This window comes from Bradyrhizobium sp. 215_C5_N1_1 (genome assembly GCF_052075935.1).
GTDB lineage: Bacteria > Pseudomonadota > Alphaproteobacteria > Rhizobiales > Xanthobacteraceae > Bradyrhizobium > Bradyrhizobium barranii.
In genome coordinates this window covers 6,730,587-6,745,354 of the sequence record NZ_CP197228.1, presented here as the reverse complement: position 1 = coordinate 6,745,354, position 14,768 = coordinate 6,730,587, and the positions used below count along the sequence as shown (strand labels likewise).

Sequence of the window (14,768 nt, the reverse complement as noted above, 5' to 3'; positions counted from 1 at the left end):
CATCTGGTGAGTTGTCCGACTTCGCGATCCGGTCACAATATCCGGCGAGTCATGCGGCGGCTGTAACCACCGGGTCACAGTGGAAATAACGGCCACTGCAGGTTGCGACTTTTCACAGAGGCTGGCGCGACAGGACGAATCGGGAGCATCCCCTGCGCCACGCTGTTGTACGAGGCTGCTTCACGCAGTGCGCGTATAGGCCAGGAAGATCAGCGCGCCCAGAAGAAGCGCCGCCGCCATGAACAGCAGCACCGCCGGCAGCCCCGCGAACGCCGCCACCGCGCCCGTCATCGACTGCATCAGGGCGGCGCCGAGGAAGAAGGCGAGGTTGATCGCCGCGAGCGCCTTGCCCGCGGTTTGCGCATCGACCAGCTGCCGCGACATGCCGAACAGCAGCGGCTGGGCGGAGGTCGCAAGGCCGATGAGCACGAACAGCACGAGATCATATTGCGGCGGCATCACGGGCACGCCGAACAGCATCGAGACCGCATAATGCGGCGCCCCCAGCGCCATCAGCGCCAGCAGCAGCGCGCCGACCATATGCGTGCCCGCCACCAGCTCGCGGCGGCGACTGAGCCTGCGGTCGATCATGCCGATGCACAGGGGACCTGCGATCATAGCCAGCGTGAATGCGCCGAGCTGGTTGCCGGCCTCGACCCGCGTCAGTCCCTTGATCTCCATCAGCCAAGGTCCGCCCCACAGGCCGCGCAGCACCAGCGAGGTCGCAAGCGACACCAGCGCCAGCGCGATCAGGCCACGCAGGGGGCGCGAGAGCCCGAGCCGCAGCACCTCGATCATCTGCGACAGCGGCGAGGACTCGTCCTTGTGCTCGGCCGGTTGCCTCGGCACCAGCAAGAACACGGCGAGCGCGACGAGGACGCCGCCGAGCGCCGAGATCCAGAATCCGGCGCGCCAGCCGTAATGATCGACCACGAAGGCGAGCGGGCTCGACGACAGCAGCATGCCGATATTGCCGATCGAGAGGATCGCGCCGGACCATAGCCCGAACCGCGCCGCCGACAATTGCTTGGCCGCCAGCGTCATCGGGCACATCAGCATGCCCGACGTCGCGATGCCCAGCATCACCTGCCCGACCGCAAAGCTTTCCGGCCCCGTCGCGAATCCCGACGCGATGGCGCCGATCACGGTTCCCATAAGCAGGCTCAGCGACACCGGCCGCACGCCAAAGCGATCCATCGCCGCACCGACCGGGATCTGCGCGGCGGCAAAGGCAAAGGGATAGACCGAGGTGAGGCTCGCCAGCGCCTGCGGCTCGATGTGGAAATCCGCCGCCATCAGGTCGAGGCTGACGGCGGGAATCGTGCGCAGCAAGGTCGAGAGCATGTGCCCGCAGGCGAGCGCAAGCAGCGCAAAGATCAGCGCGCGGGTGCCATCTCCCGCGTTATCAGTAGCAACCGCACTCATCAGCGTCCCGTCCCGGCGAGGGTTTCGGCCGGGTTACACGATTGGCGGGACGGTGCCAATGGGGGAGGGCCGATCCGGTGCGCGATGCTTTGTGTCTTCCGGAGCCCCGCTGATCGAGCCATGCCCCGCGTCGATGCCGCTGAAATTGCGATTCGTCGTTACGTCGCCAGTTGATGACGGGCGCTGTTCAATTCCTGCATTCCGATTTATCGAAGCACAGGTTCGATTGCTCGAGCCTGGAAAAGTCCTCTGTTGCAATGAATACGAGAAGTCCGAGCAGAACCATTGCTGCGATGTTGGAACGCATGCTGGGGCGGTTCTCGACAGTGGCGCGATGGTGTTCGAACTTCGAGAGGTCCAGCATGCGCAAGATGTTGTCGGGCCGTGCATCATCAGCCGGATCTCGGCCGCCTCCCGATCGCGTTCGAAACGGTACGACATTTCCCCGGTGGTTCGGTTGATCAGCCTTCATCCCGCGCCTCGTTCCCATCAAGCAGCGCTTGCTGAATTTCAATGATAGGGCCTGACTTGAGGCGAGCGGTCCTGAAATTCGCGATTGTTGGCGCAATTCAGCGTGATGCCGCGGTGACCTCTCACGTCTCTCCATTTCGTTTCTGTTTGTTTCTGCCTGTCCTTCGTTGGACGGCTTTGATCGAGCGACTGCGTTTTGCGACGAGCGAACATGAAAATTTGTACAGATTTTCGCACGCGATCGTCATTTTGACGCTGGGATTTTGTCCGCGATACTTCCAATCAGAGGCGGCGGTTTCACCTGCAATCAGTCGAGTCACCCGTAGGCAGGTACAAACAGTTAGAGGGCCATCAATTTGTCAACGCGACCGAAGCTCAGCGTTGCGCTGTTTGGAATCCTTGCAATAGCCGCGGTGGCCTATGGCGTGTGGTATGAGCTCCTCGGGGGCGTCAAGCCAGCCGCAGCGGCCGCCCAAAGCGCTGCCAGTCAGGCCGCGGCGAAGATTCCCGTCACCTCGTTCGTAGTGAAGAAGGCCGACTTTCCCGTGCGCGCCTACGGTCTCGGAGTCGTCTCGCCGTTCAAGACGGTGACGGTCAAGAGCCGCGTCGACGGTCAGATCATCAAGGTGTTCTTCAAACAGGGGCAGATGGTGAAGGAGGGCGATCCACTTCTGGAGATCGATCAACGCCCCTTTACCGCGGCTCTCGAGCAGGCGGTGGCGAAGAAGGCCCAGGACGAGGCCAATCTAAGGAACGACCGCTTGAACCTGGAGCGCTTTCAGAAGCTCGCGAAGCAGCAATTCGAGACCCAGCAAAATCTCGATACCCAGCAGGCCCTGGTCGATCAGATGATCGCGCAGGTGAAGGGCGACCAGGCCGCCATCGACAATGCGCAGACCAATCTCGGTTACACCTCGATCAAGGCGCCGATCAGCGGACGAACGGGTTTCCGGCTGGTTGACCCCGGCAACATCGTGCATGCCGCGGATACGACGGGGATCGTCACCATCGCCCAGCTGCAGCCGATCGCAGTGCAGTTCACGGAGCCTGAAGAGCAATTGCAGGCCATCGACAAGGCCTTTGACACCGGCGAGGTGCCGGTCGAGGCGCTGACCTCGGACGGAACCAGGACACTGTCGCAAGGCAGGCTCGTGGTCATGGACAATTCGGTGAACCAGGCCACCGGGACCATCAGCCTGAAAGCGCGCTTCGACAACAAGGACAATGCGCTGTGGCCCGGCCTGTCGGTGACCACGCGGATGCTGATCGATACGCGCAAGGACGTCATCGTCGTGCCGCAGGATGGCGTGCAGCACGGGCCGTCGGGTCTGTTCGCCTATGTGATAGGCGACAATGGCAAGGTCAGCGCGAGGCCGATCAAGGTCAGCCAGAGCGGCGATGCAAATGCCGTGGTCTCCGAAGGCCTGAACGTCGGAGACAGGATCGTGGTGGCCGGACAGTCACGCCTGTTCGATGGCGCACTGGTCGACGACAAGCCCCAGGCCGCGCCGACGGCGGATGCGAGCGCAAGCACTGCTCAGGCCAATAGCGGAACCAAGACCACCGGATCGGCTGACTGACATGGCTGGCGGTATCTCGGCTCCCTTCATTCGCCTCCCCATCGCGACGTCGCTGCTGATGGTCGGCATCGTCTTCGTCGGGATCATCGCCTATCCGCAATTGCCGGTGGCGCCGCTGCCGGAAGTCGACTTCCCCACCATCCAGGTCTCCGCCAACCTTCCCGGCGCGGATCCGGAAACGATGGCTTCTTCGGTGGCGCAACCGCTCGAATCGCAGTTTGCGCTCATTCCCGGCGTCTCGGAGATGACGTCGCAGAGCCAGACCAGCTCGACCCAGATCGTTCTGCAGTTCGATCTCTCGCGCAACATCGATGGCGCCGGCTCCGACGTGCTCGCCGCCATCAATGCCGCGAGCGGGCAATTGCCCAAGAACATGCCGACCCCGCCGACCTACAGAAAGGTCAATCCGGCCGACTCGCCCATTCTCACGCTCGGTGCCACCTCGACGACGCTGCCGATGACGCAGGTGTCCGACGAGACCTACACCAAGCTCGCGCAGGCGATCAGCCATATCAGCGGCGTCGGCCAGGTCAGTGTCGGTGGACAGCAGGCGCCGTCGATCCGTGTCCAGATCGATCCCGCCAAGCTGGTCGCCAAGGGCCTGTCGCTGGAGGATGTGCGCACCCCGCTCTCGGTGATCACCGTCAACAATCCCAAGGGAACCCTCAACGGCGACACGCGCACCTACACCGTCTATGCCAACGATCAGTTCACCAAGGCCGAGGCCTGGAACGACATCGTCATCGCCTATCGGAACGGCAGTCCCGTCCGTGTCGGCGACATCGGCCATGCCGTCAGTGCGCCGCTGGACAATACCCAGTACGGCTGGGTCGACGGCAAGCCCGGGGTGTTCCTGGTCATCTTCAAGCAGCCCGGCGCCAACGTCATCGACACCGTCGACAGCGTCATGAAGCAGCTGCCGCATCTGCAGGCCGGCATTTCGCCGGCCATCAAGGTCTCGGTGCTGTCGGACCGCACGCAGACGATCCGCGCGGCGGTGAAGGACGTGCAGTTCACGCTGCTGCTGACGATCGGCCTCGTCGTGATGGTGATCTTCGTCTTCCTGCGCAGCGTCTGGGCCACCATCATCCCGTCGATCACGGTTCCGCTCGCGCTGCTGGGCGCCTGCGCGCTGATGTGGATAGCCGGCTACAGCCTCGATAATCTGTCACTGATGGCCCTCACCATCGCGGTCGGCTTCGTGGTCGACGATGCCATCGTGATGCTGGAGAACATCACCCGCTACATCGAGGAGGGCGAGACGCCGATGGCCGCCGCGCTCAAGGGCGCCAGCGAAATCGGCTTCACGATCATCTCGATCTCCGTTTCGCTGATCGCGGTCTTGATTCCGCTATTGCTGATGAGCGGGATCATCGGCCGCCTGTTCCGCGAATTTTCGGTGACGCTCGCGATGACGATCGCCGTGTCGGCCCTGGTATCGCTGACGTTGACGCCGATGATGGCGTCGCGCTTCCTCAAATCGCACGACGAGGAGCATCACGGCAGGCTCTATATGCTCAGCGAGCGGATGTTCCAGGCCCTCGTGAACGGCTACGCGCGCGGCCTCGACCTCGTGCTGCGTTTCCGCTTCATCACCTTGATGGTGTTCTTCGCGACGATCGCGCTGACGGTCTATCTCTTCGTGATCATCCCCAAAGGGTTCTTTCCGCAGCAGGATACCGGGCTGATCACCGGAGTCGTCGAAACGTCGCAGGACGTGTCGATCGCCGATATGGCGAAGCACATGCAGGAGATCGGCGCGATCGTGCTGAAGGACCCTGCGATCGACCACATGGCGATGCGGATGGGCGGAAGCGGCAATACGCTCAACGACGGCACGATGTACATTACGTTGAAGCCGCGGGATGAACGCACCGACTCGGCCGACCAGGTCATCCGTCGTCTGCAGGTCCAGACGGCGAAGGTCCAGGGCGCGCGGCTCTATCTCCAGTCGGCGCAGGACGTTCGTGTCGGCGGCCGGGCCTCCCGGACGCAATTTCAGTTCACGCTGCAGTCGACCGACATGGACCAGCTCAACACATGGGCCCCGAAGCTGCTCGCGAAGATGAAGGAGATGCCCGAGCTTCGCGACGTCGCGTCCGACCAGCAGACGTCAGGCACCACGCTGACGCTGTCGATCGACCGCAATCAGGCCGCGCGTTTCGGGATCACGCCCGACGTGATCGACGCGACCCTGTATGACGCATTCGGGCAGCGGGAGATCGCGACATATTTCACCCAATTGTCGACCTACTATGTCGTCCTCGAGGTGCTGCCCTCGCTCCAGAAGAATCCGTCCACGCTGGAGCAGATCTACCTCCGCTCACCGACGACGGGGGGAGAGGTGCCATTGTCGGCGTTCACCAAGTGGACCACGGCTCCAGTGCGGCCGTTGGCCATCAATCACCAGGGCCAGTTTCCTGCGGTGACGATCTCCTTCAATCTCGCGCCCAACGTCGCGCTCGGCCAGGCGACGCAGGCGATCGACGCGATGGAACAGCAGATGAACGTGCCGGCCGCGATCACCTCGACTTTCGCAGGCACGGCGAAGGCATTCCAGGAGTCTCTCTCCTCTGTGCCTTTGCTGATCGTGGCGGCGCTGATCGTGGTCTATCTCATTCTCGGCGTGCTCTACGAGAGCTACATTCACCCCTTGACGATTCTGTCGACCCTGCCGTCGGCCGGTGTCGGTGCTCTGGCGACGCTCCTCATCTTCCATTTCGACTTCAGTTTGATCGGGTTGATCGGCCTCGTCCTGCTGATCGGCATCGTCAAGAAGAACGGCATCATGCTGGTCGACTTCGCGATCGCGGCGGAGCGGGATCAGGGCCTGTCGCCGGTTGAGGCCATTCGAAGGGCATGCCTTCTGCGCTTCCGTCCGATTCTGATGACCACGATGGCGGCGGTGCTCGGCGGCGTGCCGCTGATGCTCGGCCACGGCACCGGCTCGGAGCTGCGTCAACCGCTCGGCTACGCCATGGTCGGCGGTCTCTTGGTCAGCCAGGTCCTGACGCTCTTCACCACGCCGGTTGTCTATCTTTATCTGGACCGTGTCTCGCAATGGTTCAGTCCGAAACCACACGCAGGAAGCGATCCTCAGGAAGAGGACGTTGTCGACGACGGCGATCTGGACGTCGTCGAAAAGCTGGACCCGAAGAAATCAAGGGTCTTTGCGGCAGAATGACTGTTTGACATCCGCGCCGACGACGGCGAGCGCGGCGATCTGGCTCATGTATGCATGGCCAACGCGCGGCGGCTAACCATGCGCAAATTCGGACTGGTTGTACCTGATTTTCGTGATTGTCGGACCGTTTGACGATCAGCATTTCAGCTTCCGTCTGACAGTCTCCCCCTGCTTCACGCCACCGCCTGGGCAATGAAGTTGCGGACGATCTTCGAGGTCTCGCCACGCCGGAACGCCAGAGCCAAGCGCACGATTGGAGCGATCCCTTTGACCTCACGATAGGTGACGCCGGTTACATGAAGCTGGCGCATTGACGCCGGCACGAGCGAAAAGCCAAGCTCAGCTGCCACCAGGCTGACGACAGAGCTGATCTGCGGCGCGGACTGCCCGAGGGTCGGCTCGAAGCCCGCCCGCCGACAGGCCGCGATGACTGTGTCAACCCAGGCCGATCCGCGCGGCGTCAGAATGAGCGGATCCCCCTTCAGCCTGATAAGATCGATTTCAGTCGACTTCGCCACCGGATGGCTTGCGGGCAATACGACGAGCATCGGCTCGTTGGAGAGACGCCGAAACTGTAGATCGTCCTCGCCCTCATCGGGGCGCAGGAACACCGCGTCCCGCTCTCCTTCCCGAAGGCCCGCAAGGAGGCGGGATGTGCTTGCTTCCTCCAGCGTCAGATCCACATCGGGATAAGCTCGGCGAAACGATCGGATTGTCGAGGTAACAACGGGATTAAATGGTGCCGAGTTGGTAAAGCCCACCCGCAGCGAACCGATTTGACCCCGCGCAGCCCTCTGCGCGGCGCGAATGGAGCGCTCCGCCGGCCTTGTCCGACAAAGCGCTGTCAAAAAAGATTGATGGGCGAAATCGCTTGCAGCCAAGCCGAATACTAGACGATCGGTCTAATTTATGGCACCTCGGAAAAGCGCGGTGAAATCAGCTTTGGTTGGGGCTCGGTCGCTACCGAGCGCTGACTGGTTGATGAGGGAATCTTCAACAAACATCGTCCGACCATATCTTCATGGTTGGGTGGATTTCAGCATGAGAGGTCACGCATGTTTCGCAGTATCGCGCTTGGAATGATGATCACTCTCGCAATGGCTCTAACCGCGCCGGTGGCCATTGCGCAGCAAAAGCACCACGTCAGCTATGATACGCCGGCAACTCAGACGGTATACACCCAACAACACGTCATCGACGTTGGCGACATTCCGGGACATCAAGCTCGGCTCTTCGAAATTCGGCGGACCTATGGTGACGATGCCCCCCTTATCAACGGATCGAGGTTGAAGGAGCAGTGGACACGCGGCATGTCGGACTACATCGACAACAACGGTCCGGCTCTCATCTACAACGTTTGGATACTGGAGAACGGGGAGAAGTTTTTTGTCAGGACATCTCTGGTCGCTCAAAGCAGTGGAGATGGGAAACTTACGAACATGACATCGGGCGTCATTACCGGTGGCACGGGTAGCCTCGCCAGAATGCGTGGCATCATCAGCAGTCATGGCCCGTCCGAGCCGAAGGCCGGCACCAATGCAAATCAGACGGACATCGACTATTGGATGGAGTGAGAAGGCCTTCGCCATAGGCGATGGACCGGTGAAAAGGTTGCCGGTCCATCATGTCCGTTCTGATACGGCGTGTCGTGATCAAAAAATGCTCGAAACCAGCCGCTATCCCCTATGGAGAATTCTCATGCCGCACCGTCGAAACGGGCGAATTGTGATGTTCTTGTTTTGCTTGTTCAGCCTGATCTCTACGGCGCGGCCAGTGAGCGCAGAAGTTACCCGGATCGAGTTCACGTCGAAGCAGCCTTACGGCACATTTCGCGCCGGCGACTATGTGATCTGGCAGGGCAAGATCCGCGGCGACCTATCGCCGCAAGAAGCCATCCCTGGGATCAACAAGGCGCCGCGCAATGAACGCGGGCGCGTCGACTACGCGGCGAAGGTCATTCTCATGATGCCGGCGGCTCCGCGCGGGGAAAACGGCGCGTTGCTGGTAGACGTACCCAACCGCGGGCAAGTCTGGGCCGAGGCGATCTACAACTCGCCACGCGACGTGCGGTTTCTCCCGGGCACGCTGGAGCAGGGCACCGGCTTTCTTCAAGACCATGGTTTCGCGGTTGCGGAGGTATTTTGGGAGCTTGGACAGAGTGCGGACCTGCCTTCGTTCGCTGACGCCGATGGCAAGACACGGTTCGTCGAGGGAGTGGGCTTTGCGATCGTCCGCGATGCCGCGGATTTCTTCGCGCATGCAGCTTCTGACAAGGGTGGAACGCCCAACCCGCTCAAGGGAGCGATCAACCGCGTGCTCGCGAGCGGCAGGTCGCAGGATGGACGATTCCTGAAGACCTTTCTCCTGAACGGCTTCAACATGATGGGCAACCGGCGCGTCTTCGACGGAATGCATGTGTTCGTCTCGGCCGCTGGCCTTCTACCGATCCTGCAGACGGGCCTTGGACCAATGTCGAGCGCCGAGGGGGCTCCAACATTCGACAACCCGGATTTTCCCGGCGTGAATGACGGACCGCTCACGATCGGGGAGATCACGGCCAAGGTCGAGGCGCGCGGCGAGGTGCCTCCGAGGATGATACTCGTGAGCTCCACCACGGACTACTATTCGCTGCGCGCTTCGCTTGGCCGCACGGGCGCGTCCGGAACCGCGGATCAGCCACTGCCCGCCAATGTGCGGATGTACGATATCGCGGGAGGCCCGCATATACCCGCCCCCAAGGCACCGGCCTGCACACTGACGCCAGGCCGCCTCGATTGGTCGCCGCTGTCGCGGGCCCTCCTGCTGCACCTTGATGCCTGGGTAAGCCGCGGCACCAAGCCGCCCGCCAGCGAGCTGATGTCGCTTGAAGCCGCGGGCGGCGAGCCACCTGCGCTGCGCGCCCCGACTCGGCTTTCCGCCGCAGTGATACAAGTGCCAAAGCGCGATCAGGACGGCAATGCGCTCGGCGGCGTGCGGCTGCCGGATGTCGCGGTGCCGACCGGCACCAATGGCGCCCAGAACCAGCCGCAGACATTCACCTGCATGCTGATCGGGTCCTTCTCGCCATTCGCAGCGACGAAAGCGGAACGAGAGCGTACCGGTGACGCCCGCCCGTCGATCGAAGAGCGCTATCACGGCCGCGACGATTACGTGAACCGGATCCGGATCGCCGCCCAGGATCTGCTAGCGCGTGGGTTTCTGCTGCCGGAAGACGCGGCAGTGATCGTTCAGGAAGCCGCGTCGACTAACCTGTTCGCGCCCGCACCAACGAATGCCGAGCCACGTTGAGTGAGCCAAGCCGGAGCCTAGGCCTACCACCGAACTGGTGGATGGAGTGAGAGGGTTTCCGCCACCTGCAGAACGCCGCATCACGGGCAGTTTGCTTCTTCTAGACGATCGGTCTATTACGATTTGCATGAGCAAGACGCTGCCTCGCCGCCGTCGCGGGCGACCTCCTAAGGAACTTGCCGGCACCAGCGCGACCCGTGACGCGCTTGTCCGTGCAGGTGTCGTTATGCTGACGGAGAAGGGCTATTCCGCGACGGGGATCGAGGAAGTCTTGCGGAGCGTCGACGTGCCAAAGGGGTCGTTCTACCACTACTTTCCGAGCAAAGAGGCATTTGGAGCGGAGCTGATCGACAGCTACGCTGGCTACTTTTCGCGAAAGCTCGACAGCTTCTTCCTGAACGAGCAGCATTCCCCGCTCGAAAGGCTCAGAAGTTTTACCGACGATGCTACGTCCGCCATGAAGCGCTTCCGTTATGCGCGAGGCTGTTTGGTGGGCAATCTTGGGCAGGAGATGAGCGTACTTCCACAATCATTTCGCCAGCAGCTGTTCGATGTGTTCATCGACTGGCAGCAGCGCACTGCCAAGTGCTTGAGAGCTGCCCAGGCTACTGGTGCAATCTCTTCCAACCAAGATTGCGACTGGCTTGCCGAGTTCTTCTGGATCGGTTGGGAGGGCGCGGTTCTTCGCGCCAAACTCGAACGCCGTTCCGAACCGCTTCATTCCTTCTCGAAGGGCTTTTTCAAGCTCCTCGGTGAATGAGTCGTTTTTCGTGTAGATGGCCGAAGGCACAATCCACCACACTATCTCCGCGCTATCATTTCAACCGACTTGATCAGCCGCTCGCGCTCGGCCGCGAGAGCCTGCCGATCTAGAGCATCCCGTTGAGCTGATCGATCTCATGCTCGTGGCAAACGGCGCTAAGGTTGCGATTCTTGGTTTTGCAAGTGCATCCCCGAGTTGATCTGAATAAATGTCGCCTTCTGGCCCATCGCGACCTCTTGCCTTGCCGCACGAACCTGGTCGCTATTGGGGCAACGCAGACGTAGCCTTCGCATCACGCCGCGGGGTTTATGGGCACACGGCCTAGCCCAGCTCCTGCAGCAGCTTCCGCGTCTCGCCCAGCAACGCCCGTATCGCCCTTCGTTCTGCGATCCGGTCCTGCGTGAATAGCCCATGCTTCCGCGCATTTTGATTTCCCTTCGGTGCGCCTGATCTCGCGGCGCTGCCATGCATGCGGCAGCGGGTCTTGCCGTGCACCGCCGGCGCGAGGCAGGCGCTGCCGCTGCGTGTCCTGGCGCCGCAGCGCGGACTCGCCAGCATCGCAGCCATGTTGCGGGGGTGATCGCCGCTCATGCGGTGGCACCTTGTGCGGCATCGACCAGTTCATGTTCGCCTTCGCCGGCTTCGCGAGGCGAGACCGATCCTGCTCCCATCGGCGTGTCCGCGACGCTTTGCTCCGTTACGATCATGCCCGTGTGCTGGACGGGGTGGCTCGCGATGGCTCCTGCGCCATCCTGCACCGTCAGACTCTCCACCGTGATCGCCCGCTCGCCATTGTTGCGGTACCGGTTGAGCGCCTCGACCTGGGCCGGAAAGATTCGCGCCAGCTTGGCGAGCGCGCGTGACGCGCTGTCCTGCCGCGGGATGTCGTCAGCGAAGGCGAGGCGATGGGCGCAGCGCATCGCCAGGACGTGAATGGAGACCATCTGTGCCGCCAGCATGGCCTCGATGGAGTCCCGCGGCGCGATGCTCTTCATCATCGAGATCATGAAGGCGAGATTGGCCTCGTCCGGCTTCTGCGCAGTCACGCTGGCCTTCACCAATTGCTTCAGGATGCCTTGCAACGCGTCACGGTCGACGGCACCGAGCGCGTCGGCTAGCAGCCGTTCGCCGGTTCTCGGGTCGGGATGATCGATGGCAATGCGCCGCCTGTAGAGTTTGACGCGCGGGCTCGCAGCCGGGTCGCTGCGATCGTTTGCCGCAACCGGCGGCGTGGTGTGGCGATCGGGGGATGTCGTCATGTGTCGTGTCCTTTACCGGCGCAGGTGCGCGAACGACCGCTCGCGTGCTGCGCGGCTACGAATTTTGAGATGTCGATGAGAGGCTTGCGCGCGATCGCGGCGAGTCGCCCGAGGAGCGGGCGGCCTGGACGCTGGCGATTGTTGCGATGATGCCATCATGCCGGTGTTTTGCCCGACGTGTCAAACTGCATTTCGTGGTATCCGAAGGTTCTTGTCCTGCGCAAGTCCTTGTCCTGCTGTGCATGGGGTTGTTTTCGCATTTTTTGTTTGGATGCGGCTCTCGCGTGCCGCACGACGGAATGCCGGCGTGCAAACGCGATTGCGAAATCCGGCGCGACCGCTAATCATGATCTCCAGAGGCGCCGCACCATGCAAAAGCGGCAGCGCGGGTCCGGGGAGAGAACGAATGCAACGAACGCTTCGCCTGCTGGCGATTGTCGCCGGATTGTGCGTGACGACCGAGGCTCTCGCGCAGAAATATCCGACGCGTCCGGTCAAGATCATGGTCGGCTTCAGCGCGGGCGGCCCGGTCGATGTGGTCGCGCGCATCGTCGGCGACCGGCTGAGCAACAAGCTCGGCCAACCCTTCGTGGTCGAGAACCGCGCCGGCGCCAACGGCATGATCGCAGCCGAGGGCGTGGCGCGCGCGGACGCGGACGGCTACACCATCCTCGCCTGTAACTCGTCCACGATCACGCTCAACAAGACGCTGTTCAAGGACGCCCGCTACGATCCGCAAGGCGATTTTGCGCCGCTCACCACCGTCATCTCGGCGCCGCTCGTTCTGGTGGTCAATCCCGAGAATCCCAAAACGGCCAACATCAACACCGTCGCCGATCTGGTCGCGGCGGCGAAGGCCGCGCCCGGCGCGCTCGCCTACGGCTCGGGCGGCAACGGCAACCTTGCCCATCTCGCCATGGAGCTGCTCAGCCAGAAGGCCGGCATCAAGCTGATTCACGTGCCCTATCGCGGCGGCGCGGCATCCGAGGTCGGCATCCTCGCGCAGGAGGTCCTGGCGGTGTTCGATCCCTTGTCCGCCGTCCCGCTGGTGAAGGCCGGCAAGCTGCGCGCGCTTGCGGTGTCATCGGCCGAGCGGCTGCCGGCGCTGCCTGACGTGCCGACCGTCGCGGAGGCCGGCTATCCCGGCTTCGATATCTCGTTCTGGGTCGGCTTCTTCATGCCGAAGGCCGTGCCCGCGCCGATCCGCGAGACGCTGCACCGTGAGATCGTCGCCGCCGCCAGGGATCCGGCGTTGCAGGAGCGCCTGGAGTCGCAAGGCGTCGTCAGCGTGCTCAGCCCGGCCGACTACGCCGCGAAGATCGCCAAGGAGACGACGGATCTTGCCGAGGTCGTCGCGGCCGCGAACATCAAGGCGGAGTAGGGGGCGTCACGCGAGAGGATCTGCTTGCGGTAGCGGATCAGGGCTCGCTCGATGCGAGGCGCACGGCGCGGGCCTTCGCGCCGGTCGTCTTCCTCGATGCGCCGACGGAATCCTCATTAAAGCAGCAGGGAAAACCGGCCGCGAAGCGGGCTTCGAGCTAGTCCTTGGGAAAATCCTTGCGCATCGCGATCTCGGCGGCGTCGCCGGGCGACAGCACCGTTTGCTCAAAAGCCGGCTGCGGCTTCGTCATGATGTCATAGAGCGAAATGCCCTTGATCGGCTTATCCATGAGCACGCGAACGCAGTCGGCGAGCGTGCCGTTGTAGACGAGATAGGGCGGACCCCGGTCCTTCTGTCTCTCGCCTTTCAGCGACGGCCACTTCTTCAGTTCGGCCGGCGCGTCATAGGCGATCGGCGATTCCTCTTTGAACATGCGCTTGGCCTCGGGCGGCGTGAAAAGCCCGAAAAGCCTAGGCTTGCCCGGTAAACGCTTGTTAAAGAATTAGTTCAAATCAGCCGGCAACGAAGGCGAGCAGGGTGCCGTTGGCCTTGGCCGGTGGCACGCAGATCGCGGCCCCGCTGCGCAACGCAGCCGGACCCAACGCCTTCTCGGTGGCTGCGAGATCGCCGCTGACGAGGACCAGGGCGGCGCCACCGCGCGCGGAAAGGCCGGTGAGCGGCACGCCGGGATAGCGTCTGCCGAGCTGGTCCAGCGTCAGATAGACGAAGTCGGCGCGGTCGCCGCCGGACGGCACGGCGACTGCACCGTCGGCTTCCGCCTTCGGTTCGCGGTCGATTAGGCGGCCGAGATGCGCCGCATCCTGCGCGGGCTCGGGCGTTGCGATCAGCGTCTGCCTGATCCGCTTCGCCGCATTGGCGTGCTTCATCAATTCAGGAATCCACACCGTCTCGCGGGTCTTGTGCTGGCAGGCGAAGATGCGCACGCCGCCGGGCGCCTCAGCGGTCGGCCACATGAAGGTGCGGAATTTTGCAGCCGAGATCGTGCCATCGGGCAGCGTCACCGGCCGTTCGAAATCGGTCGGGCCGATCGGCGTCAGGCCGCGCGCACGGATCTCCTCGGCGCCGGCTGCGCTGTCGATCGCCGTGAAGGCGATGCGCTCGATGCCCTCGCCGTGCCTGTCGACGAAGGCGCGGGCCGGTGCGTTGTGCTCAGTCGCCACCAGCACGCCGAGCAGCTCCATATAGTCGGGGTCGAACATGATGGTGTAGTTGCCGGTGCCCATATGCGCGCTGTGGGTGCCGCGCGGCGACAGGGTGAAACCGAGCTGCCTGTAGTTTTCGGCGGCCTTGTCGAGGTCCCGAACCATGACCACGGCGTGGTCGATACCGATGATGTTCTTGAGGGCCACTGTTCTTTCCCCGCAGCAAATGCAAATTTCGATCTGGACCGCGCCAG

The 14,768-nt window shown here is 62.7% G+C and carries 13 protein-coding genes; 6 read left to right on the top strand and 7 right to left on the bottom strand.

Translation table 11 applies throughout. The features are described 5' to 3' along the window. Positions 1-180: 180 nt before the first annotated feature. Together AB7G19_RS32305 and AB7G19_RS32300 are read right to left on the bottom strand one after the other, a co-directional pair. Complete coding sequence (locus tag AB7G19_RS32305) at positions 181-1,425, bottom strand: MFS transporter (RefSeq protein ID WP_085404519.1); 1,245 nt, start codon at positions 1,423-1,425, stop codon at positions 181-183. A 187-nt stretch (positions 1,426-1,612) separates the two neighbouring features. Next, positions 1,613-1,897 carry a hypothetical protein gene (locus AB7G19_RS32300; RefSeq protein ID WP_135215062.1) on the bottom strand — a complete coding sequence of 95 codons (285 nt, stop codon included), beginning with the start codon at positions 1,895-1,897 and terminating at the stop codon, positions 1,613-1,615. Positions 1,898-2,252: 355 nt separating this feature from the next. Here AB7G19_RS32300 and AB7G19_RS32295 point away from each other — a divergent pair, with 355 nt between their 5' ends. Both AB7G19_RS32295 and AB7G19_RS32290 read left to right on the top strand, forming a co-directional pair. Further along, positions 2,253-3,476, top strand: coding sequence for an efflux RND transporter periplasmic adaptor subunit (locus tag AB7G19_RS32295; protein ID WP_085404518.1), 1,224 nt, complete (start codon positions 2,253-2,255; stop codon positions 3,474-3,476). A gap of 1 nt (position 3,477) precedes the next feature. Beyond that, the gene (locus tag AB7G19_RS32290) at positions 3,478-6,660 is read left to right on the top strand and encodes an efflux RND transporter permease subunit (protein WP_085404517.1); all 3,183 of its coding nucleotides are present in this window, start codon (positions 3,478-3,480) and stop codon (positions 6,658-6,660) included. A gap of 173 nt (positions 6,661-6,833) precedes the next feature. On the opposite strand, the gene AB7G19_RS32285 is transcribed toward AB7G19_RS32290, so the two are convergent. Next, on the bottom strand, positions 6,834-7,508 hold the full coding sequence (locus AB7G19_RS32285) for a LysR substrate-binding domain-containing protein (protein WP_275552113.1): 675 nt from the start codon (positions 7,506-7,508) through the stop codon (positions 6,834-6,836). A gap of 207 nt (positions 7,509-7,715) precedes the next feature. Here AB7G19_RS32285 and AB7G19_RS32280 point away from each other — a divergent pair, with 207 nt between their 5' ends. The 3 genes from AB7G19_RS32280 (at position 7,716) to acuR (ending at position 10,708) form a co-directional block, all read left to right on the top strand. Then, positions 7,716-8,234 carry a hypothetical protein gene (locus tag AB7G19_RS32280; RefSeq protein ID WP_085404515.1) on the top strand — a complete coding sequence of 173 codons (519 nt, stop codon included), beginning with the start codon at positions 7,716-7,718 and terminating at the stop codon, positions 8,232-8,234. A gap of 85 nt (positions 8,235-8,319) precedes the next feature. Next, positions 8,320-9,948, top strand: a complete 1,629-nt coding sequence (locus AB7G19_RS32275; RefSeq protein WP_144030842.1) for an alpha/beta hydrolase domain-containing protein — start codon at positions 8,320-8,322, stop codon at positions 9,946-9,948. Positions 9,949-10,075: 127 nt separating this feature from the next. After that, positions 10,076-10,708, top strand: a complete 633-nt coding sequence (gene acuR / locus AB7G19_RS32270) for an acrylate utilization transcriptional regulator AcuR (protein ID WP_085404513.1) — start codon at positions 10,076-10,078, stop codon at positions 10,706-10,708. A 324-nt stretch (positions 10,709-11,032) separates the two neighbouring features. On the opposite strand, the gene AB7G19_RS32265 is transcribed toward acuR, so the two are convergent. After that, on the bottom strand, positions 11,033-11,302 hold the full coding sequence (locus AB7G19_RS32265; protein ID WP_085404512.1) for an HGGxSTG domain-containing protein: 270 nt from the start codon (positions 11,300-11,302) through the stop codon (positions 11,033-11,035). Beyond that, positions 11,299-11,970: a hypothetical protein gene (locus AB7G19_RS32260; protein WP_085404511.1), complete on the bottom strand. Its 672-nt coding sequence runs from the start codon at positions 11,968-11,970 to the stop codon at positions 11,299-11,301. Before AB7G19_RS32260 ends, AB7G19_RS32265 begins: the two co-directional genes overlap by 4 nt. 406 nt (positions 11,971-12,376) lie before the next feature. Between AB7G19_RS32260 and AB7G19_RS32255 the strand changes: the two genes are divergently transcribed. Then, complete coding sequence (locus AB7G19_RS32255) at positions 12,377-13,351, top strand: Bug family tripartite tricarboxylate transporter substrate binding protein (RefSeq protein ID WP_085404510.1); 975 nt, start codon at positions 12,377-12,379, stop codon at positions 13,349-13,351. A 157-nt stretch (positions 13,352-13,508) separates the two neighbouring features. On the opposite strand, the gene AB7G19_RS32250 is transcribed toward AB7G19_RS32255, so the two are convergent. Next, entirely contained in the window at positions 13,509-13,784 is a 276-nt protein-coding gene (locus AB7G19_RS32250) for a hypothetical protein (RefSeq protein WP_085404509.1), read from the bottom strand. A gap of 79 nt (positions 13,785-13,863) precedes the next feature. Next, entirely contained in the window at positions 13,864-14,721 is an 858-nt protein-coding gene (locus tag AB7G19_RS32245) for a VOC family protein (protein ID WP_085404508.1), read from the bottom strand. Positions 14,722-14,768: the final 47 nt, after the last annotated feature.

Coding starts and splice junctions, on each gene's coding strand:
- AB7G19_RS32305 (WP_085404519.1), bottom strand. CDS start 1,425: ATGAGTGCGGTTGCTACTGATAACGCGGGAGATGGCACCCGCGCGCTG.
- AB7G19_RS32300 (WP_135215062.1), bottom strand. CDS start 1,897: ATGAAGGCTGATCAACCGAACCACCGGGGAAATGTCGTACCGTTTCGA.
- AB7G19_RS32290 (WP_085404517.1), top strand. CDS start 3,478: ATGGCTGGCGGTATCTCGGCTCCCTTCATTCGCCTCCCCATCGCGACG.
- AB7G19_RS32280 (WP_085404515.1), top strand. CDS start 7,716: ATGTTTCGCAGTATCGCGCTTGGAATGATGATCACTCTCGCAATGGCT.
- AB7G19_RS32275 (WP_144030842.1), top strand. CDS start 8,320: ATGCTCGAAACCAGCCGCTATCCCCTATGGAGAATTCTCATGCCGCAC.
- acuR (WP_085404513.1), top strand. CDS start 10,076: ATGAGCAAGACGCTGCCTCGCCGCCGTCGCGGGCGACCTCCTAAGGAA.
- AB7G19_RS32265 (WP_085404512.1), bottom strand. CDS start 11,302: ATGAGCGGCGATCACCCCCGCAACATGGCTGCGATGCTGGCGAGTCCG.
- AB7G19_RS32260 (WP_085404511.1), bottom strand. CDS start 11,970: ATGACGACATCCCCCGATCGCCACACCACGCCGCCGGTTGCGGCAAAC.
- AB7G19_RS32255 (WP_085404510.1), top strand. CDS start 12,377: ATGCAACGAACGCTTCGCCTGCTGGCGATTGTCGCCGGATTGTGCGTG.
- AB7G19_RS32250 (WP_085404509.1), bottom strand. CDS start 13,784: ATGTTCAAAGAGGAATCGCCGATCGCCTATGACGCGCCGGCCGAACTG.